Raw genomic sequence first — 20,220 nt, forward strand, 5'->3', positions numbered from 1 at the left:
GACGTCAGTGGTCGTCCGCGTAGATCTCTGCGATGTAGACAGAGGCCAGCAGGATGAAGACGTAGGCCTGCAGGAACGCGATCAGGATCTCGAACGCGCTGAACAGGAAGAACATCACGAAGGCCGGGATCGAGACCAGCTTCAGCAGACCCTCGCCGTGGAGCAGCAGGTACTCCCCGCCCAGCGCGAACAGCAGCAGCAGGATGTGGCCGGCGAACATGTTGCCGAAGAGCCGCAGCGTGAGCGTGACCGGGCGGGTGACGAGGAACGTCACCAGCTCCAGGACGAAGACGACCGGGACCACCCAGAAGGGCAGACCGCTGGGCACCAGGTTCTTGAGGAAGCCCCCCAGCCCGCGACGGCGGACGCCGGCGACCAGGTAGACGACGTAGACCCCGAGCGCCAGGGCGAGGGGGAAGCCGATCCGGCTCATCGTGGGGAACTGGACGGGCGGGATGATGCCCATCAGGTTGTTCACCAGGATGAGCGTGAACAGGGTGAACAGCAGCGGGACGTAGGGCCGGTAGTGGTCCGAGCCGATGATGTCCCGGCCGATCGAGTTGCGGACCAGGCCGTACACGCCCTCGAGCCGGTACTGCCCGCGCCCGGGGACCACCGACAGGCGACGCGTGGCCAGCATCATGACGACCGCGAGACCGATGGTCACCAGGACCATCACGATCATCGAACGCGTGATGGCGAAGGCGCCGTCGCCGACGAGCGGCTGCCAGAAGTCCGGCGCACTCGGCGGTACGAACTCCTCGGCGGCCGAGACCACGGTCGTCACTACTCAGCCTCCGTCACGAACTTCTGGGTGGTTTCGTACTGCGGCCCGGGGGGCCGCCTTCCGCATCTGCGGCGTGGCACGCCTCACGGGCCGTGGTGAGCGTAGCGGACCCAGATCGCGGAGATCGAAGCGGCCATCCCCAGGACGAGGGCCACGGGCAGCACCCAGACCTGGTCGATGGCCTCGCTGAGCCACCACGCCGGCAGCCCGAAGACCAGCACACCGGACAGGAGCATGCCGAGCGCGTCCCACGCCTCGCGCAGGTGGGCGCCCGCCACCATCTGGTGGTGGACCGGCGCCGGCCGCTCGGTGCCGCCGGGCTCGGTCAACGCGCCGCCCCGGACGCCGCCCCCGGCTCGTCGTAGATGTAGGTCTTGACCCGGGTGAAGGCGACGACCTCGCCGATGGTGCCGGCCAGCGACACGACGATCGCGGTGACGGCGAAGGCGATCGGGGAGAGCCACTCCGCGTCGCGGAACAGCACGAGGAAGACCCCGAGCAGCATGACCTTGAAGAAGTAGCCGACGAGGGCACCCATGAAGACCACGCGCGGGTCGAGGCCGGCCATCTTGCGCAGGAGCACCAGGGTGGAGACGGTGCTCACCAGGACGACGGCGACGGCCAGGGCGCTGCCCGCCGCGCCGAGGGCGCCGTCGACCGCCGTGAAGACGGCGAACGCGACGACTCCGACGACGGTCGCGGGGACCAGCCCACCGCGGAGCATGGCGCCGTAGGGATCGGGTCTCGTGGCCGGTTCTCCTTGCGAATGCACGCCTCACGGTACCTGGAAGGACCCTGCCGCCCTACCGGCACGGGGCCTGGTCAGAGCGGGACGCGCTCGGCACCCGCAGGCGGCGGCGCCGGCTCCTGGCTCCCGGTGCGGTGCCCCCGCGCCGTGGGGTGGTCGGCGCGGCTGCGCAGGCGCTGCGCCTCCAGCTCCGCGGCGCGCGCCTCCCGCGCCGCCCGGCGTGCCCGCGGGCTGAGCACCACGACCACACCGACGACGAGCAGCACCCCGACCGCCACGACGAGCTCGACCCGCCCGCCGGTGATCGAGAACCCCACCGCGCCGAAGGAGAGCAGCGCCGCCCAGAAGTACATGACCAGGACCGCGCGCTTGTGCGAGTGCCCGATGGAGAGCAGCCGGTGGTGCAGGTGCATCTTGTCCGGTGAGAACGGGGACTGCCCCTTCCTCGTCCGCCGGACGACGGCCAGCACCAGGTCGGTGAACGGGATGAACAGGATCGCGATCGGCACGAGCAGCGGCAGCGTCAGCGGCAGCAGGCTGGCCGCCGAGTCGAAGGTCTGGGCGTCCACTCCCCCGGTCGCGGTCACCGCGGCGGCCGAGAGCATGAGCCCGACGAGCATGGAGCCCGAGTCGCCCATGAAGATCCGCGCCGGGCTGAAGTTGTGCGGCAGGAAGCCCAGGCAGGCTCCGGCGAGCACAGCGGTGATCAGCGCCGGGGCGCTGGCGGTCGCCACGTAGCCGGTGAGCCCCAGGTGGAAGCTGTAGGCGAAGAAGGCCAGGGCGGCGATCGCCGAGACGCCGGCGGCCAGCCCGTCGAGCCCGTCGATGAAGTTGAGCGCGTTGACCGCGAACACGGTCAGCAGGATGGTCAGCGGCACGCCGACGTCCGGGCCGAGCGAGACCGTCCCGATGTCGGCGACCGGGAGGAACAGGAACGCCAGCTGGACCCCGAGCAGCACCATGACGCCGGCCGCGGCGATCTGCCCGGTGAGCTTCGTCAGCGCGTCCAGGCCCCACTTGTCGTCGAGCACCCCCAGCAGGCAGATGAGCCCGCCGGCGACCAGCACCGCGTAGACCTGGGTGTCGTCGAACGTCCGCTGCAGGGCGGGCAGCCGGGAGGCCACCAGGACGGCCGCGACCACCCCCAGGTACATGGCGACGCCGCCGCCCCGCGGGGTCGGGATGACGTGCACGTCGCGCTCCCGCGGCGCGGCCATCATGCGCAGCCGGATCGCCATCATCCGCACCACCGGCGTGGCCAGGAAGGTGACCAGCGCCGCGGTGAGCAGGACGACGACGTACTCGCGCACGGGCTCAGGCGGTCCGCGCCGGCTGGGGGTGGGCAGTTGGCCGGGTCGGGTGGGGGTAGGCGGGGTGCGCGGACACCAGGTCGCGGACGGCCGCGGCGACCTCGGCGGTGCGGCTGCCGTCGGCGTCGCGGATGGCGGCGCCGATCAGCGAGGCGATCGACCTCATCTCCGGCTCGGCCATGCCCTGGGTGGTGACGGCGGGGCTGCCGACCCGGATGCCGGAGGCCACGGAGGCCGGTCGGGGGTCGAACGGGATCGCGTTCTTGTTGAGCACGATGCCCGCGGCGTCGCACCGCTTCTCGGCGTCGGCACCGGTCACGCCGGTCCCCTGCAGGTCGAGCAGGGCGAGGTGGGTGTCCGTGCCGCCGGCGACCGGCCGCAGCCCCTCGGCGGCCAGCCCCTCGGTCAGCGCCTGCGCGTTGGCGACGACCTGGCGGGCGTAGTCCTGGTACTCCGGCTGGAGGCACTCCTTGAAGTTCACCGCCTTGGCGGCGACGGCGTGCATGAGCGGGCCGCCCTGCATCATCGGGAAGGTGGCCTTGTCGATGGCCTTGGCGTGCTCGGCCCTGCAGACGATGGCCCCACCGCGCGGGCCGCGCAGGACCTTGTGCGTGGTGAAGGTGACCACGTCGGCGTGGGGCACGGGGCTCGGGATCGCCTTGCCGGCGACCAGGCCGATGAAGTGCGCGGCGTCGACCATGAAGATCGCGCCCACCTCGTCGGCGATCTGGCGGAAGGCGGCGAAGTCGATCAGCCGCGGGATGGCCGACCCCCCCGCGACGATCAGCTTGGGCCGGTGCTCGCGGGCGAGGTCGCGCACCTGGTCGTAGTCGATGTGCTCGGTCCGCGGGTCGACGCCGTACTGCACGGCCTGGAACCACTTGCCGCTGAAGCTCACCTTCGTGCCGTGCGTGAGGTGGCCGCCGTGCGGCAGCGCCATGCCCAGGAAGGTGTCGCCCGGCGAGAGGAACGCGCCGTAGGCGGCCAGGTTGGCGTTGGCCCCGGAGTGCGGCTGGAGGTTGGCGTGCTCCGCGCCGAAGAGCTCCTTGGCCCGCTCGATGCCGATCTCCTCGGCGCGGTCGACGACCTCGCAGCCGCCGTAGTAGCGCCGGCCCGGGTACCCCTCGGCGTACTTGTTCGACAGCGTGCTGCCCAGCGCCGCGAGGACGGCGGGGCTGGTGAAGTTCTCGCTGGCGATCAGCTGCAGCCCGCCGCGCAGCCGGTCGAGCTCCCCGGTGACCACGCCGGCGATGTCGGGATCGAAGGCGGCGAGGGCCGCGAAGTCCGGTCCCCAGTAGGGCGTGCTCATCTCGTCGCGCTCCAGGTCCGTGCGGGCGCCCGCGGTACCCGTGTCCGGGCGCGCGGCGGTCAGGGGCCCACGGTATCGCTCCGGGCCCGGCGGAGAGGGGACCCGAGGAGCAGCCCCGTCCCGGAGCCCGCCCTGAGCGTGCGAACGGTGGGAGGACGGGGTCCTTCGTCAGTCGCTGAGCTCGGGGACGACCTCGCGGAGCCGCTCGACCGGCACGGCACCCACCCGGAGCACTCGCGGTGGGCGCCCGGTGCAGTCCACGATGGTGCTCGCCGCCGAGCTCGTGCGCGGGCCGCCGTCCAGGACGACGGCGGCATGCATACCGAGCTGCTGCACCGCCTGCTCCGCGGTGGTCGCCGCCGGCCGCCCGGATCGGTTGGCGCTCGAGACCGCCAGCGGCCCGGTGCGGCGCAGCAGGTCGCGGGTCAGCTCGTCGTCGGGCAGCCGGACGGCCACCGTGCCCTGGGCGTCGCCGAGGTCCCAGGCCAGCGACGGCGCGTGCTCGACCACGAGGGTGAGGCCGCCGGGCCAGAACTCCTGCGCGAGTTTCGTCGCGACCGCAGGGGTCTGCAGGACGAGGCCGGCCAGCGTCGAGGCCTCGCCGACGAGCACCGGCACCGGCATCGCCCGGCCGCGGTTCTTGGCCTCCAGCAGGCGGGCGACCGCGGCGGGCGAGAAGGCGTCGGCGGCCACGCCGTAGACGGTGTCGGTCGGGAGCAGCACCAGCTCACCCCGGCCGATCGCCGCCGCCGCGGCGTCGAGTCCGGCGGCGCGCGTCTCGGCGTCGGAGCAGTCGTAGAAGTCGGCCACGGAGGAGCAGTCTTCCGCAGGGCTCAACCGCAGCGGCGGGCGGTGGTGTACCGGGGTCGTCCGGCGAGGTCCCGGTGGTCGTCGACAGCGGTGAACCCGCCGTGCGCGCGGACGACGGCGGGCAGGGACTCCCCCTGCTGGTCGGCGTGCTCGATGCCCAGCCCGCCGCCGGGTCGCAGCAGCCGGGCGGCGGTCACCAGCAGCCCGCGCACGACGTCCAGCCCGTCCGGTCCGCCCCAGAGCGCGAGCGGCGGGTCGTGGTCGGCGACCTCGCGGGGCACCCGGGCGCCGTCGGGCACGTAGGGCGGGTTGCTCACCACGAGGTCGACGTCGCCGTCGAGCTCCCGCAGCAGCCCCGGGTCGGTCATGTCCCCCGCGACGACGTCGACCGGGGTGTCCCCCGCGGCGGCGCGGGCGGCCGCGTTGTGCCGGGTCCACTCGATGGCGCCGGGATCGCGCTCCACCGCCGTCACCCGCGCCCCGGGGTGCTCGTGCGCGAGGGAGAGCGCGATGGCCCCGGAGCCCGAGCCAAGGTCGACCACGACGGGCTCCGCGATGCCGGCCAGCCGCTCGAGGGCCCAGCCCGCCAGCTGCTCGGTCTCCGGGCGGGGCACGAACACCCCCGGGCCTACCGCCAGCTCCAGGTACCGGAAGGGGGCGCGGCCGGTGAGGTGCTGCAGCGGCACCCGGTCGGCGCGCTGGGCGACCAGCTGCTCGAACCGGGTGGCGGCCGCGTCGTCGACCACGTCGAGGGTGAGCAGCCGGGCGCGCGGGACGCCGAGGGCGTGGGCCAGCAGGAGCTCGGCGTCCACCCGCGGGCTCTCGACGCCGGCCTCGGCGAGGCGGGTGACCGCCCCCCTCAGGAGGAGCCGCGCGATCAGGAGCCGGCCGCCAGCAGCTCGGCGGTGTGCGCGGCGACCAGCGCGTCGATGACGCCGTCGAGCTCGCCGTCCAGCACCTGGTCGAGGTTGTGCGACTTGTAGCCGACGCGGTGGTCGGAGATCCGGTTCTCCGGGAAGTTGTAGGTGCGCACCCGCTCGCTGCGGTCCACCGTGCGGACCTGGCTGCGCCGCTGGTCGCTCGCGGTCGCCGCGGCCTCCTCGCGGGCGGCGGCCAGCAACCGGGAACGGAGCACGCGCAGCGCCGACTCGCGGTTCTGCAGCTGGCTCTTCTCGTTCTGCGAGCTGACGACGATGCCGCTGGGCAGGTGGGTGATGCGGACGGCCGAGTCGGTCGTGTTGACGCTCTGCCCGCCCGGCCCGGACGAGCGGAAGACGTCGATCCGCAGGTCGTTCGGGTCGACGGTGACGTCGACCTCCTCGGCCTCGGGGAGCACCAGGACGCCGGCGGCCGACGTGTGGATGCGGCCCTGGCTCTCCGTCGCCGGCACCCGCTGCACCCGGTGCACGCCGCCCTCGAACTTCAGCCGCGACCAGATCCCCTCGTCGGTGCGCGACTTGATCGCGACGGCGACGTCCTTGTACCCACCGAGCTCGGCGTCGACGGCGTCGAGGACCTCCGTCGCCCAGCCGCGCCGCTCGGCGTAGCGCAGGTACATGCGCAGCAGGTCGCCGGCGAAGAGGGCGGATTCCGCGCCGCCCTCCCCGGCCTTGATCTCGAGGATGACGTCCTTGTCGTCGTCGGGGTCCTTGGGCAGCAGCTGCTCGCGGAGCCGGTCGGTCAGCTCGGCGATCCGCTGCTCGAGCGCGGTGGCCTCCGCGGCGAAGGAGGCGTCCTCCGCGGCGAGCTCCCGGGCGGCGCTGAGGTCGTCCCGGGCCTGGTCGAGCGCCCGCGCGGTCTCCACCAGCGGCGCCAGCTGGGCGTAGCGGCGACCCATGCGGCGGGCGCGCGCCTGGTCTGCATGCACGGCGGGGTCGGCCAGCTCCTGCTCCAGGCGGGCGTGCTCGGCGAGCAGCCCGGCCAGCCGGTCGGGCGCCGACGTCTCGGTGCTGCTCATCGCTCTCTCCTGCGGGGCTTCGGGGCCGGACATGACGACGGCGCCCGCCCCACCGCGAGGGTGGGACGGGCGCCGTCGGGGGTGCTACTGCGCGTCGGTCGAGGCGCCGGTGCTGCGCTTGCCGAACCGCTTCTCGAAGCGGGCGACGCGGCCGCCGGTGTCGAGGATGCGCTGCTTGCCGGTGTAGAAGGGGTGGCAGGCGGAGCAGGTCTCGACGGTCAGCTGACCGTTCGGGGCGGTGCTGCGGGTCGTGAAGGTGTTGCCGCAGCCGCAGGTCACGGTGGTGACGTTGTAGGCCGGGTGGATGTCGGGCTTCATGGCTGCTGCCTCTTCTACGAAGTCTGTGTCGTTCAGTCGGTCAGAACGCCGGGGGCCGGACGACTATTTCCGGCCGCGCCAGCGAGCCTCGGCCGACCAGTCTCCCAGATCGGTCGGCAGGTGCGGGAACGGCCCCCGGTGAGGGGCTGGAACGGCCCCGCTGCAGGATCCCGGCCCGAGCTGGGGCACCTCCCGCTTGCGGGGACAGCGAGGGCCGGGGGGGGGGGGGCAGCGGGGTCCTCCTAGTCCTGGCCGGGGCCCAGCGTCGTCTTCTGGATCTGCATGAGGAACTCGACGTTGTTGCGGGTCTTCTTCAGCTTGTCGAGCAGCAGTTCCAGCGCCTGCTGCGGCTCGAGCGCGGCGAGCACCCGGCGCAGCTTGATGACGATGGCCAGCTCGTCGGGCGACATGAGGATCTCCTCCTTGCGCGTGCCCGACGCGTTGACGTCGACGGCCGGGAAGACCCGCTTGTCCGCCAGCCGGCGGTCCAGCTTGATCTCCGCGTTCCCGGTGCCCTTGAACTCCTCGAAGATCACCGTGTCCATCGTGGAGCCGGTCTCGACCAGCGCCGAGGCGATGATCGTGAGCGAGCCCCCGTTCTCGATGTTGCGGGCCGCGCCGAGGAAGCGCTTGGGCGGGTACAGCGCCGTGGAGTCGACACCGCCGGAGAGGATGCGCCCGCTGGCGGGGGCCGCCAGGTTGTAGGCGCGGCCCAGGCGGGTGATCGAGTCCAGCAGGACGACGACGTCGTGGCCCATCTCGACCAGGCGCTTGGCCCGCTCGATGGAGAGCTCGGCGACCGTGGTGTGGTCGGCCGGCGGCCGGTCGAAGGTCGAGGCGATGACCTCGCCCTTCACCGAGCGCTGCATGTCGGTGACCTCTTCGGGGCGCTCGTCGACGAGGACGACCATGAGGTGGCACTCGGGGTTGTTCGTCGTGATCGCGTTGGCGATCGACTGCAGCACCATCGTCTTGCCGGCCTTGGGCGGGCTGACGATGAGCGCGCGCTGCCCCTTGCCGATCGGCATGACCAGGTCGATGACGCGGGTGGTCAGCAGGTGCGACTCGGTCTCCAGCCGCAGGCGGTCCTGCGGGTAGAGCGGGGTCAGCTTGGTGAACTCCGGCCGGTTGCGCGCCTGCTCGGGGTCCAGGCCGTTGACCGTGTCGAGGCGGACGAGTGCGTTGTACTTGTCCTTGCGCTCGCCCTCGCGCGGCTGCCGGACGGCGCCCGTGATGGCGTCACCGCGGCGCAGGCCGTAGCGGCGCACCTGCGACAGCGACACGTAGACGTCGTTCGGCCCGGTCAGGTAACCCGAGGTGCGGACGAAGGCGTAGTTGTCCAGGACGTCGAGGATGCCGGCGACGGGCAGCAGGACGTCGTCCTCGCTGACGGTCGGCTCGCTCGGCTCGAAGCGGTCCCGGGTGTTCCCGCCCCGCTTGTTGCGGTCGCGGTAGCGACGCCCCCGGCGGCCGCGGCCGCCCTCGAAGTCGTCGTCGTCGTCCTCGGCGGGGCGGTCGTTCCGACCGCCGTCGGTGCGGTTGTCGTTCCGGTTGTCGTTCCGGTTGTCCGGACGGCCGCCGCGGTCGTTGCGGTCCCGGTCGGGACCGCGGTTGCCGTCGCGGCCGGCCCCGTCACGGGCGCCGCCGTCGCGGTTCCCCCGCTCGGCGCGTTCGCCGCCGTCCTGGGTCCCGCTGCGGTCGGTGCGCTCGCCGCCGTCGCGCGGGGTGCCCCGCTCGGCGCGCTCGCCGCCGTCACGGTTGCCGTCCCGCTCACCGCGGTTGCGGTTGCGGCCGCGCTGCGGCCGGTCGCCACCGCGCTGCTCGTCCTCGCGCGGCTCCGCGGGGGCGGTGTCCTGCGCGGGGGCCTGCTCCTGCGCGGGGGCCTGCTCCTGCGCGGGGGCCTCAGCCGGGGCGGCGGCCGCCGCCGGAGTGCTCTCGGTGGCGGCGCCCGGCGAGCCGGCCGGTCGGCTCGCCGCCCGGCGGGTGCGCACGGGGGCCTCGCCGGTCAGCGGGCCGCCGTTCGCGCCCCCGCTGACGGGCGCCTCGAGGGGTGCGGCCGACGCGGCCACGCCGCGCGCGGCCTCGGCACCCCCGGTGGAGCCGTTCTCCGCGCGCGGCGCGGGTGCGCCGCCCTCGGAGCCGGCGCCCACCTGGCGTTCGGAGATGGCCGCGACCAGGTCGCTCTTGCGCATCCGGCCGGTGCCGGGGATGCCCAGCTCGCCGGCCAGGCGCTGGAGTTCGGGCAGGAGCATGCCCGACAGCCCGTTGCCGCGGCGGCGGGGACGCCCAGCCTGCCCAGAAGCGGCAGTGCCCTCGGCGGTTGCGGCGGCATCGGGCGCGCCGTTCCGGCCGAGGTCGGTGGTTTCGCTCACGTACAGGTCCTTCCCTGCGGTGACCTGCGCGTCTCAGCGCAGGGGGTGCCCGGTCCCCGGCGGACCGGCCCGGAGGGCGGATGCGCGTCAGGAGACAGGTCGAGAGGTGCGAGGCGGATCAGCGGCGAAGAGGTTCGGACATCTGCTTCGGCCCCGCGCGAGGCTCGCCCGAGTGGGCGGCTACGCCGTGAGCCTAGTCGCAGCTCACGGACACGACAACACCGGATGATCTCGGCGTGTTCCCCGTTACCGAGACGATACCTGGCGGGCGGGCAGCACCCGGGCCCCGCCCTGGTCGATCGGCAGCGGGAGCACGCGCCAGCCGGCCGGCACGAAGGCAGCGACCTCCCGCACCCGCACCGCGGCGGCGAGGTCACCGGACGGGTCGTCGGGATGCCGTCGCGTCAGCACGAGGACGCTCGGACCGGCCCCGGAGACGACGGCCGCGTGGCCCGCGTCGCGCAGCCGGTCGACCAGGGCCAGCGACTCCGGCATCGCCGCGGCGCGCTGCCGCTGGTGCAGCCGGTCCTCGGTGGCCTCGAGGAGCAGCCCCGGCTCCCGGGTGAGCGCGTGCACCAGGAGAGCGGCGCGACCGGCGTTGAAGGCGGCGTCGCCGTGGGGCACCGACTCCGGCAGGAGGGTCCGGGCCACGTGGGTGGGGAGCACGGTCTCCGGCACGACCACCACCGCGAGCACCTCGTCGGACACGTCCAGCCGGTCGGCCCGGGCACCACCCGCCGTCGACCACGAGAGGGTGGCACCGCCCAGGAGGCACGGGGCGACGTTGTCGGGATGCCCTTCCAGGGCGTCGGCCAGCCGCAGGACCGCGTCGCCGTCGATCGCCTCGACGTCGGGGCACAGCGACCAGGCGGCGAGGAGCCCGGCGATGACCGCGGCCGCCGAGGACCCCATCCCGCGCCCCTGGGGGATGCCGTTGTCCGCCTCGATGCGGAGGCCCGGAGCGTCCCACCCCAGTTCCGCGGCCCCGGCGCGGAAGGCCCGCGCCACCAGGTGCGACTCGTCGGCGGCCAGCGTGCCGGCGCCCTCCCCGCGCACGACGATCTCCGTCGACCCGCGTTCGACCAGCGAGAACTCGAGGACGTCGTGGCACGCGAGCGCGAGCCCGGCGCAGTCGAAGGCAGGGCCCAGGTTGGCGCTCGTGGCGGGGACCCGGACCCGGACGACCCCGGTCACAGGCCGAGCTGCGCTGCGGCCGCGGCCGCGTCGACCGGGATGGTCAGCGGCGCCGGCGCGCCGGAGATCGCCCACTCCGGGTCCTTGAGGCCGTTTCCCGTGACGGTGCAGACGATCCGCTGGCCGGGCTCGAGCTCGCCGGCGTCGGCGACCTGCAGCAGGCCGGCGACCGAGGCCGCCGAGGCCGGCTCGACGAAGACCGCCTCGCTGCGGGCCAGCAGCCGGTAGGCCGAGAGGATCGCCCGGTCGGTGACGGCGTCGATGCGCCCGCCCGACTCGTCGCGGGCGGCGAGCGCCTTGGTCCAGGACGCGGGGTTGCCGATGCGGATCGCGGTGGCGATCGTGCTCGGGTTCTCCACCACCTGACCGCTGACGATCGGGGCGGCGCCGGCGGCCTGGAAGCCGAACATGCGCGGGGTGCGCGAGGCGGTGCCGTCGGCGGCGTACTCGCGGTAGCCCTGCCAGTAGGCGGTGATGTTGCCGGCGTTGCCCACGGGGAGGCAGTGCACGTCGGGGGCGTCGCCGAGCACGTCGACGATCTCGAACGAGGCGGTCTTCTGCCCCTCGATGCGGAACTGGTTCACGCTGTTGACGAGGCTGACCGGGTAGTCGATGGCCAGCTTGCTGGCCAGCGCGAGGCAGTCGTCGAAGTTGCCGTCGACCTGCAGCAGCTTGGCGCCGTGCACCAGCGCCTGCGCCAGCTTGCCCATCGCGATCTTGCCCTGGGGGACGAGGACGGCGCAGGTCATGCCGGCGCGGGCGGCGTAGGCCGCGGCGCTGGCGCTGGTGTTGCCGGTGGAGGCGCAGATGACCGCCTGCGCACCCTCCTCGAGGGCCTTGGTGATGGCCATCGTCATGCCGCGGTCCTTGAACGACCCGGTCGGGTTGGCGCCCTCGACCTTGAGGTAGACCTCGCAGCCGGTGCGCCGGGAGAGCTCCCGCGCGGGCACCAGCGGGGTGGCGCCCTCCTGCAGCGTGACCACCGGGGTGGTGTCCGAGACCGGCAGGCGGGACCGGTAGGCCTCGATGAGGCCGGGCCAGCCCGGGGACACGACCGACGAGACCGTCATTGCAGACCCTCCACGCGCAGCACGCTGGTGACCCCCCGGACGGCGGGCATCTCCCGCAGTGCGGCAATGGTGGCCGACAGCGCCGCGTCCGGGGCGCTGTGGGTCACGATGACCAGCGTGGCGGCGTCGCCGCGGCCGGTCTGGCGGACCGTGGAGATGCTCACGCCGTGCTGCGCGAACTCCTGCGCGACGGCGGCGAGCACACCGGGCTTGTCGGCGACGTCGAGGCTCACGTGGTACCGCGTCGGGGTCTCGGCCATGGGCCGGACGGCGAGGTCGGCGTAGCCCGTGGGGCCCTGCCCGGCGGCGCCGGCCACCCGGTTGCGGGCGACGGCCACCAGGTCGCCCAGGACGGCGCTCGCGGTGGGCTCTCCCCCGGCGCCCTGGCCGTAGAACATCAGCTGCCCGGCGGCCTCGGCCTCGACGAAGACGGCGTTGAAGGCCCCGCCGACCGACGCCAGCGGGTGGGTCGTCGGGATCATCGCCGGGTGCACCCGCACGGAGACCGAGTCGCCGTCCCCGTTCCCGTCCACCCGCTCGCAGATGGCCAGCAGCTTCACGGTGCAGCCGATCTCCGCGGCCCGGGCGACGTCGGTGGCGGTCACCGTGGAGATGCCCTCCCGGTGCACGTCGGCAGCCGAGACCGGCGTGTGGAACGCCAGGGAGGCGAGGATGGCGGCCTTGGCGGCGGCGTCGAAGCCGTCGACGTCGGCGGTGGGGTCGGCCTCGGCGTACCCCAGCTCCGTGGCCTCGGCCAGGGCCTCGCCGAAGCCGGCGCCGGTCTCGGCCATCCGCGACAGGATGTAGTTGGTGGTGCCGTTGACGATGCCCACGATGCGGGACAGCTGGTCGCCGACCAGCGACTCGCGGAGCGGGCGCAGGATCGGGATCGCCCCGGCGACGGCCGCCTCGTAGTACAGGTCCACGCCGGCCTTGGCCGCCGCCGCGTGCAGGGCCACGCCGTCCTCGGCGAGCAGCGCCTTGTTGGCGCTGACCACCGACTTGCCCGTCTCGAAGGCGGCGAGCATCAGGGACCGTGCGGGCTCGATGCCGCCGATCACCTCGACGACGAGGTCGACGTCGTCCCGGGCGACCAGGGCGTGCGCGTCGGTGGTGAGCAGGTCGGCGGGCACGTCCGGGTGGTGGTCCGGGCGGCGGACGGCGACGCCCGCCACCTCCACGGCGCGGCCGACGCGGGCGCCGAGGTCGTCGGCCTGCTCCTGCAGCGCGCGCAGCACCGCGCTGCCGACGGTGCCGCAGCCGAGCAGCGCCACCTTGAGGGGTCGGTTCACGAGGTCGCTCCCGCGGGGTGCTCGGGCGCCGGCTGGTCGATGGCCGGCGAGGGGGCGGGTCGGTCGGCGAGGACCGCGTCGAGGGCGAACACGTCCGACAGGGTCTGCCGTCGCACGATCTCCCTGGCGGCGCCGTCCCGGACGGCGACCACCGGGGGCTTGAGCAGGTAGTTGTAGTTGCTCGCCATCGACCAGCAGTAGGCGCCGGTGGCGGCGACGGCCAGCAGGTCGCCCGGCTGGACGTCCGAGGGCAGCCACAGGTCGCGCACCAGGATGTCGCCGCTCTCGCAGTGCTTGCCGACGACCCGGCACAGCGCCGGCGGGGCCTCGGAGACGCGGTTGGCCAGCACGCAGGTGTAGGCGGCGTCGTAGAGGGCGGTGCGGATGTTGTCGCTCATCCCGCCGTCGACCGAGACGTAGTTGCGCACCATCGGGGTGCCGGGCGCACCGCTGGCGCCCAACCGCACCGGCTTGATCGTGCCGATCTCGTAGAGCGTCACGGTGCCCGGCCCGGCGATGGCGCGGCCGGGCTCGACCGCCAGGCGCGGCACGGGCAGGCCGAGCTGCGCGCACTCGGCGGCGACGACGGCGCGCAGCCGCGTGGCGACGTCCGCCGGGCTCACCGGGTCGTCCTCGGACAGGTAGGCGATGCCGAAGCCGCCGCCCAGGTTGAGCTCGGGCAGCACCTCCCCGGTGGCCTGGTGCACCTGGCCCAGGAGCCCGACGACGCGGTGCGCGGCGGCCTCGAAGCCGGCCGTGTCGAAGATCTGCGAGCCGATGTGGCTGTGCAGCCCGGCCAGCCGCAACGCGGGCTCGCGGATGACCCGCACGGCGGCGGTGAGCGCGTCGCCGGTGGCCAGCGAGAAGCCGAACTTCTGGTCCTCGTGCGCGGTGGCGATGAACTCGTGGGTGTGCGCCTCGATGCCCACGGTCGCGCGGATGAGCACCGGCACCGGCGACCCGCCGTCGGCGACCCGCTTCTCGGCCATCGGGACGAGCCGCTCGATCTCGTCGAAGGAGTCCAGCACGACGTGGCCGATGCCCGAGTCGACGGCCAGCTGCAGCTCGACGAGCGACTTGTTGTTGCCGTGCAGCGCGATCCGCTCCGCCGGGAACCCGGCCGCCAGTGCGAGGGCCAGCTCGTTTCCGCTGCACGCGTCCAGGTGCAGGCCGTCGTCGGCGATCCACCGGGCCACCTGGCCGCAGAGGAACGCCTTGGAGGCGTAGTGCACGTCGGCGTCGGCGAAGGCCAGGGCGAACTCCGCGGCCCGTCCGCGGAAGTCCTCCTCGTCGAGCACGAACAACGGGGTGCCGTGCGCGCGCGCCAGGTCGGTCACCGCGCGGCCGCCCAGGTGGAGCTCACCGTCCACGCGGGTGGCCGAACGCGGCCAGACGTGCGGGTCGAGCGCCCCGAGCTCCTCCGGCGGGGCTCCGGCGGCCGAGGGCGGGGTGATCGTGCCGTGCAGCGGCCCCGCGGGGTGCGCCCTCACATCCGCTCCGGCGCGGTCACACCGAGGACCCCGAGGCCGTTGCGGAGCACCACCGCGGTCGCGGCGCACAGCCAGAGCCGGGCGGTGGTGAGCGGCGTGGTCTCCTCGTCGCCGCGGGGCAGCACCCGGCAGGCGTCGTAGAAGCGGTGGTAGGTCCCGGCCAGCTCCTCGAGGTAGCGGGCCACCCGGTGCGGGGCGCGCAGCTCGGCGGCCGAGGTGAGCACCCGCGGGAACTCCCCGATCGCCCGCAGCAGGTCGTTCTCGCGCTCGTGCACCAGCGCGCCGACGTCGACGCCGGCGGCCTCGCCCAGCCCGATCCCGAGGTCGGCGGCGTTGCGCAGCACCGACGAGATGCGGGCGTGCGCGTACTGGACGTAGAAGACCGGGTTGTCGTTGGTCTTCCGCGTCCAGAGGTCGATGTCGATGTCGATCTGCTGGTCGACCGAGGCCCGGGCCAGGGCGTACCGGGCTGCGTCCGCGCCGATCGCGTCGACGAGGTCCTCCAGGTTGACCACGGTGCCGGCGCGCTTGCTCATCCGCACCGGCTCGCCGTCGCGCAGGAGGTTCACCAGCTGGCCGAGCAGGATCTGCAGGTGCACCGCGGGGTCGTCACCGGCGGCGGCCACCAGGGCCTTGTACCGCCCGACGTAGCCGGAGTGGTCGGCCCCGAGCATGATCACGACCTTGTCGAAGCCGCGCTCGCGCTTGTCCAGGTAGTAGGCGCAGTCGGCGGCGAAGTAGGTGGGCTCGCCGTCGGCCTTGACCAGCACCCGGTCCTTGTCGTCGCCGAAGGTCGTCGTGCGCAGCCACACCGCGCCCTCGGACTCGTACACGTGCCCCTGCTCGCGCAGCCGGGCCACGGCCTTCTCGAGGGCCCCGGCCCGGTGCAGCGACGTCTCGGAGAACCAGACGTCGAAGTGGACGCCGAACGCCTCCATCGTGCTGCGGATCTCGTCGACCATGAGCTCCACGCCCCGGGCGCGGAACACCGGCAGCTGCTCGTCCTCGGGGCGGTCGAGCAGGCCCGGCTCGGCGGCCACGACCTGCGCCGCGATGTCGCCGATGTAGCTGCCGGCGTAGCCGTCCTCGGGCACCTCGCGGCCGTTCGCGGCGGCGAGCAGGCTCCGGGCGAACCGGTCGATCTGCGCCCCGGCGTCGTTCAGGTAGTACTCGCGGGTGACGTCGGCGCCGCTGGCCTGCAGCAGCCGGGCGATGGCGTCGCCGACAGCGGCCCAGCGGGTGCCGCCGATGTGCACCGGGCCGGTGGGGTTGGCCGAGACGAACTCCAGGTTGAGCCGCTGCCCGGCCAGGGTGGCGGTGCGCCCGTAGGCCTCCGCCGCCGTGACGGCGTCGACGGCGATCTTGCCCAGCGCGCCCTGCGCGAGGGTGACGTTGAGGAAGCCGGGCCCGGCGATGTCGACCCGCGCGACCCCCGGGTGGGCGCGCAGCTCCTCGGCCAGCAGCCCGGCCACCTCGCGCGGCGGCCGGCCGGCGGGCTTGGCCAGGCGGAGGGCCACGTTGGTCGCGTAGTCACCGTGCTCGGGGTTCTTCGGCCGTTCGACGACGACGTCCGCGGGTACCTCGACGGGCAGCGCGCCTCGCTCGACGACCGCGGCCACGGCGGTGCGGACGAGGTCCTGGAGCTGCTCCGGTGTCACCGGGCGAGCGTACTGACCGCGGTGCCGCCACCCGCCGCCCCCGCCCGGCTCCCAGCTCCCGTACAGGGAGCCGACCTAGACTCGCTCCCGGTGAGCGGGGCCCGCCCGGCCCCCACCGCAGCGGCGCGGACGCGCCCCGTGAACGAGGAGAGGCCTTGGCCAAGGACCGCAAGCCCGACAAGAGCCGAGCCACCGGCGGTGGGGCCACCCGGTCCGGCGGGCGGGCGGCGGGAGGGCGCACCCGGCCTCCGACGCAGGTCGTGGCGCAGCAGCGGCCCTGGGGCCTGATCGCCGCCGCCGTGGCCGTCGTCGTCTTCGCCGCGGCGGTCATCACCTACGCCGTGGTGCAGGTGCGGGCGGCCGACGCCTCGCGGGTGGAGTCGATCGACGAGATCGCCGGCGCGCAGACCTTCGAGTACGAGGGCGGCCTGCACGACGACGGCCCGATCGAGTACACCGAGTCCCCGCCGGTCGGCGGTGAGCACGCCAACCTGTGGGCCGACTGCACCGGCACGGTGTACGACGTCGACATCCGGCACGAGAACGCGGTGCACAGCCTGGAGCACGGCGCCGTCTGGATCACCTACAACCCCGACGAGGTCTCCGACGCCGACGTCGAGACCCTCGCCGGGCTGGTGGAGGGCGTCTCCGGCCGGATGCTCTCCCCGTACGAGGGCCAGGACTCCCCCATCAGCGTCCAGTCGTGGGGCGAGCAGCTGAAGGTGGATAGCGCGGACGACGAGCGGATCAAGCAGTTCGCCGACCTCATGACCTACAAGGCCGACAGCTTCCCGGAGCCCGGCGCCACGTGCGAGAGCCCGACCTTCCTGGCCGACCCGCCGCTCGAGAGCGACGACGCGCCCGTCACGCAGTGAGGACCGTCTCCCGGGAGGTGACCTCGTGACCGCAGGCGGTGCGCCCCGGCACAGCCCGCTGCGCACCGCCCTGCTCGCGGTGATCGGCGTCGGGCTGCTCCTCCTCGGCGGGGGGCTGGCCGTCGCGCTGGGCATCGGCCGGGACGCCCAGCCCACAGCCGACTCCGTCGACGCCGGCTTCGCCCGGGACATGTCCCGCCACCACCTGCAGGGCGTCGAGATGGCCAACCTGGTCGCCGAGCGCAGCGACGACCCGGAGGTCGAGCAGCTGGCCTTCGACATCTCGGCCACCCAGACCAACCAGGCCGGGCGCATGCAGGGCTGGCTGGCGCTCTGGGACATCCCCGTCTCGGGCGGCGAGACCATGGCCTGGATGGCCGGGGCGGACGCCCACGCCGGGCACGACATGGCCGGCGCGGAGATGGCCGCGGGCGCGCTGATGCCCGGTATGGCCACCGAGGAGGAGCTCGCGGAGCTGCGCAGCCTCTCGGGCACCGCCTTCGACGTGGAGTTCCTCCGGCTGATGATCCGGCACCACCAGGGCGGCTTCGACATGGCCGCCTACGCGGCCGAGAACGCCGAGGTGCAGGCCGTGCGGGACCTCGCGCGGTCGATGGTGCGGTCGCAGGGCGCGGAGGTCGAGACGATGACCGCGATGCTCGCCGCCCGGGGCGGGACCCCGCTCCCGGAGCCGTGACCCGCGGCCCGGGAGCCGCATCCCGGGCCGCCACGGGGGGCTGGTAGTTTCTTCCCTGCCCCACCACCGAGCCCCCGTAGCTCAGGGGATAGAGCACCGCCCTCCGGAGGCGGGTGCGCAGGTTCGAATCCTGCCGGGGGCACCACGACGATCCGAGTCCCGGTCCGCCTGCGGACCGCCGGCTCATGCCAGGCCCCGCGGCCCCTCACCGGGTGCCGACGGGGCCTGTCGCGCATCCGGGGGACGCAGCGTGCCCGCCGAGCGTGCGACATGGCGCGAGTTCTGGCACGTTTCCATCGACGGCCCGTCGCGGTCCGGTGCTCGGGGTGCTCGCGGGGCCGGCGGACCACGGCGCGGGAGGTCGGATGAGCACGGCAGAGGGCGCGCAGGCCCACGCGGAGAGCCGGCGGGGCGGCTTCAGCTCCCGCCGCGTCTTCATCCTGGCGGCCATCGGCTCGGCGGTCGGCCTCGGCAACATCTGGCGGTTCCCCTACGTCGCGTACGAGAACGGCGGCGGCGCCTTCGTGGTGCCCTACCTGGTCGCGCTGCTGACCGCCGGCATCCCCTTCCTCCTGCTCGACTACGCGATCGGCCACCGCCACCGCGGCTCGGCACCCCTCTCCTTCGCCCGCCTGCGCCGCGGGGTCGAGGGGCTCGGCTGGTGGCAGGTGGCCATCTGCTTCGTCATCGCCGTCTACTACGCGGCGGTGCTGGCCTGGGCGCTGAGCTACACCTTCTTCTCGTTCGACCAGGCCTGGGGCGCCGACCCCGAGGGCTTCTTCTTCGGCGAGTACCTGCAGGCCGGTGACGTCGAGGTCACCGCAGACGTGGTGCCCGGGGTGCTCGTGCCGCTCGCGGTCGTCTGGCTGGCCGTCCTGGCGGTCATGGCGCTCGGCGTGCAGCGCGGGATCGGCGTGGTCTCGCTGGTCTTCATCCCGGTGCTCGTGCTCGCCTTCGCCGCCCTGGTGGTGCAGGCGCTGCTGCTGCCGGGAGCGGGTGCCGGCCTCGACGCGCTGTTCACGCCCGACTGGTCGGCCCTCGCCGTGCCCTCGGTGTGGGCCGCCGCGTTCGGCCAGATCTTCTTCTCGCTGTCGATCGGCTTCGGCATCATGATCACCTACGCCTCGTACGTGAGCCGCCGCGAGGACATGACCGGCTCCGGCCTCGTCGTCGGCTTCTCGAACTCCAGCTTCGAACTGCTCGCCGGCATCGGCGTCTTCGCCGCTCTCGGCTTCATGGCCCAGGCCGGCGGGGTCGCCGTCGACGAGGTCGCCAGCGACGGGATCGGCCTGGCGTTCATCGCCTTCCCGACGATCATCAGCCAGGCCCCGGGGGGCACGCTCCTCGGCGTCCTGTTCTTCGGGTCGCTGGTGATCGCCGGGATCACCTCGCTGATCAGCGTGATCGAGGTGGTGATCTCCGCGGTCCGCGACAAGCTGGACACCGGCCGGCTCACCGCGACCCTCGCGGTCGTCGTGCCCACCGCGGTGCTGAGCCTGGTCCTCTTCAGCACGACCAGCGGCATCTACGTCCTCGACGTGGTCGACCACTTCGTCAACCAGTACGGCATCCTCGTCGTGGCGCTGCTGAGCATGCTGGTCGTCGCGTGGGGTCTCCGGGCCCTGCCCCGGCTCGCCGACCACCTCAACGTCCACGGCCGGCCGAGGCTGGGCACGGGCTGGCGGGTGCTGACGAGCGTCGTCGCCCCGGCGGGTCTGGCGATCGTGCTCGTCCTCGCGTTGCGGGACGACCTGGCCGCGCCCTACGGGGACTACCCCACCTGGCTGCTGGTGTCGCTGGGCTGGCTGCTCGTGGTGGCGCTGCCCGTCGTCGGGTTCCTGCTCGCCCGGCTGCCGTGGCGTGCCGGCACCCACCTGGACGGGCCGCCACCCGGCTCCGATCCGACGGCACCGCTGCACGCCCCCGCCGCCGCGGGACCGACCCCCGGGGGCCGTCCGGTCACCGGGAACGACGAGGGAGGCCGGCGATGAGCGCCGAGGCGATCGCGATGATGGTGGTGGCGATGCTCGTCATCTGGGGCGGCCTCGCGCTGGCCGTCGCCAGCCTGATGCGCCACGGCGCGGTCGAGGACCGTGGCGAGAACCTGCGCCGGGACCTCTGACCCCGTTGCCCACGGAGCGAGAGGGCCGGACGCCCAGCGTCACAGCCACCCCGGCGGGTCCTCCGGGGCCAGGCCGGCGCTCGTGGCCTCCGGACTGCGCCCGACGCCGCCCCCGACCCGGTGAACGGCGTCCTGGTCCACCCGCACCGCGGCAGCGGCAGCCCCGTCGACCGCACCCGCTGTGCGACGGGGGCGCGGCGGCGCTGCCGGT

General features: G+C 73.9%; 19 protein-coding genes and 1 tRNA gene. 5 read left to right on the forward strand and 15 right to left on the reverse strand.

Going from position 1 to position 20,220, the window contains the following annotated elements; all coding sequences use genetic code 11:
- Positions 1 to 4: 4 nt before the first annotated feature.
- The 15 genes from atpB to argS all read right to left on the reverse strand — a co-directional run bounded on the left by atpB (position 5) and on the right by argS (position 16,315).
- On the reverse strand, positions 5 to 787 hold the full coding sequence (gene atpB, locus ACI79P_RS00945) for a F0F1 ATP synthase subunit A (protein WP_456579165.1): 783 nt from the start codon (positions 785 to 787) through the stop codon (positions 5 to 7).
- 83 nt (positions 788 to 870) lie between these two features.
- The gene (locus ACI79P_RS00950; protein WP_456579166.1) at positions 871 to 1,116 is read right to left on the reverse strand and encodes a hypothetical protein; all 246 of its coding nucleotides are present in this window, start codon (positions 1,114 to 1,116) and stop codon (positions 871 to 873) included.
- Positions 1,113 to 1,559 (reverse strand): hypothetical protein, encoded by a 447-nt coding sequence (locus ACI79P_RS00955; protein WP_456579167.1) that lies wholly within the window; start codon positions 1,557 to 1,559, stop codon positions 1,113 to 1,115. The genes ACI79P_RS00950 and ACI79P_RS00955 overlap by 4 nt, the downstream gene beginning before the upstream one ends.
- A gap of 50 nt (positions 1,560 to 1,609) precedes the next feature.
- Entirely contained in the window at positions 1,610 to 2,845 is a 1,236-nt protein-coding gene (locus ACI79P_RS00960; RefSeq protein WP_456579168.1) for a glycosyltransferase family 4 protein, read from the reverse strand.
- 4 nt (positions 2,846 to 2,849) lie between these two features.
- Entirely contained in the window at positions 2,850 to 4,154 is a 1,305-nt protein-coding gene (locus ACI79P_RS00965) for a serine hydroxymethyltransferase (RefSeq protein WP_456579169.1), read from the reverse strand.
- Between the two features lie 168 nt (positions 4,155 to 4,322).
- On the reverse strand, positions 4,323 to 4,964 hold the full coding sequence (locus tag ACI79P_RS00970) for an L-threonylcarbamoyladenylate synthase (protein WP_456579170.1): 642 nt from the start codon (positions 4,962 to 4,964) through the stop codon (positions 4,323 to 4,325).
- Between the two features lie 23 nt (positions 4,965 to 4,987).
- Positions 4,988 to 5,845 carry a peptide chain release factor N(5)-glutamine methyltransferase gene (gene prmC / locus ACI79P_RS00975; protein ID WP_456579281.1) on the reverse strand — a complete coding sequence of 286 codons (858 nt, stop codon included), beginning with the start codon at positions 5,843 to 5,845 and terminating at the stop codon, positions 4,988 to 4,990.
- Positions 5,842 to 6,921, reverse strand: coding sequence for a peptide chain release factor 1 (gene prfA / locus ACI79P_RS00980; protein ID WP_456579171.1), 1,080 nt, complete (start codon positions 6,919 to 6,921; stop codon positions 5,842 to 5,844). The genes prmC and prfA overlap by 4 nt, the downstream gene beginning before the upstream one ends.
- A gap of 84 nt (positions 6,922 to 7,005) precedes the next feature.
- Positions 7,006 to 7,239 (reverse strand): 50S ribosomal protein L31, encoded by a 234-nt coding sequence (rpmE, locus tag ACI79P_RS00985; protein ID WP_456579172.1) that lies wholly within the window; start codon positions 7,237 to 7,239, stop codon positions 7,006 to 7,008.
- 242 nt (positions 7,240 to 7,481) lie between these two features.
- Positions 7,482 to 9,611 (reverse strand): transcription termination factor Rho, encoded by a 2,130-nt coding sequence (gene rho / locus ACI79P_RS00990; RefSeq protein WP_456579173.1) that lies wholly within the window; start codon positions 9,609 to 9,611, stop codon positions 7,482 to 7,484.
- A 246-nt stretch (positions 9,612 to 9,857) separates the two neighbouring features.
- Entirely contained in the window at positions 9,858 to 10,805 is a 948-nt protein-coding gene (thrB, locus tag ACI79P_RS00995) for a homoserine kinase (protein ID WP_456579174.1), read from the reverse strand.
- The gene (gene thrC, locus ACI79P_RS01000) at positions 10,802 to 11,875 is read right to left on the reverse strand and encodes a threonine synthase (RefSeq protein WP_456579175.1); all 1,074 of its coding nucleotides are present in this window, start codon (positions 11,873 to 11,875) and stop codon (positions 10,802 to 10,804) included. Before thrC ends, thrB begins: the two co-directional genes overlap by 4 nt.
- On the reverse strand, positions 11,872 to 13,167 hold the full coding sequence (locus ACI79P_RS01005; RefSeq protein ID WP_456579176.1) for a homoserine dehydrogenase: 1,296 nt from the start codon (positions 13,165 to 13,167) through the stop codon (positions 11,872 to 11,874). Before ACI79P_RS01005 ends, thrC begins: the two co-directional genes overlap by 4 nt.
- Positions 13,164 to 14,657: a diaminopimelate decarboxylase gene (lysA, locus tag ACI79P_RS01010; RefSeq protein WP_456579177.1), complete on the reverse strand. Its 1,494-nt coding sequence runs from the start codon at positions 14,655 to 14,657 to the stop codon at positions 13,164 to 13,166. The genes ACI79P_RS01005 and lysA overlap by 4 nt, the downstream gene beginning before the upstream one ends.
- Complete coding sequence (gene argS / locus ACI79P_RS01015) at positions 14,654 to 16,315, reverse strand: arginine--tRNA ligase (RefSeq protein ID WP_456579178.1); 1,662 nt, start codon at positions 16,313 to 16,315, stop codon at positions 14,654 to 14,656. Before argS ends, lysA begins: the two co-directional genes overlap by 4 nt.
- Before the next feature lie 155 nt (positions 16,316 to 16,470).
- Here argS and ACI79P_RS01020 point away from each other — a divergent pair, with 155 nt between their 5' ends.
- The 5 genes from ACI79P_RS01020 (at position 16,471) to ACI79P_RS01040 (ending at position 20,009) form a co-directional block, all read left to right on the forward strand.
- Complete coding sequence (locus tag ACI79P_RS01020; RefSeq protein WP_456579179.1) at positions 16,471 to 17,190, forward strand: DUF3105 domain-containing protein; 720 nt, start codon at positions 16,471 to 16,473, stop codon at positions 17,188 to 17,190.
- Between the two features lie 25 nt (positions 17,191 to 17,215).
- Positions 17,216 to 17,887 (forward strand): DUF305 domain-containing protein, encoded by a 672-nt coding sequence (locus ACI79P_RS01025; RefSeq protein ID WP_456579180.1) that lies wholly within the window; start codon positions 17,216 to 17,218, stop codon positions 17,885 to 17,887.
- Between the two features lie 70 nt (positions 17,888 to 17,957).
- Positions 17,958 to 18,032, forward strand: a tRNA-Arg gene (locus ACI79P_RS01030).
- Between the two features lie 220 nt (positions 18,033 to 18,252).
- Positions 18,253 to 19,878, forward strand: coding sequence for a sodium-dependent transporter (locus tag ACI79P_RS01035; RefSeq protein ID WP_456579181.1), 1,626 nt, complete (start codon positions 18,253 to 18,255; stop codon positions 19,876 to 19,878).
- Complete coding sequence (locus tag ACI79P_RS01040; protein ID WP_456579182.1) at positions 19,875 to 20,009, forward strand: methionine/alanine import family NSS transporter small subunit; 135 nt, start codon at positions 19,875 to 19,877, stop codon at positions 20,007 to 20,009. The genes ACI79P_RS01035 and ACI79P_RS01040 overlap by 4 nt, the downstream gene beginning before the upstream one ends.
- The last annotated feature ends 211 nt before the right edge of the window (positions 20,010 to 20,220 follow it).

It is taken from the genome of Blastococcus sp. SYSU DS0510 (assembly GCF_054050835.1).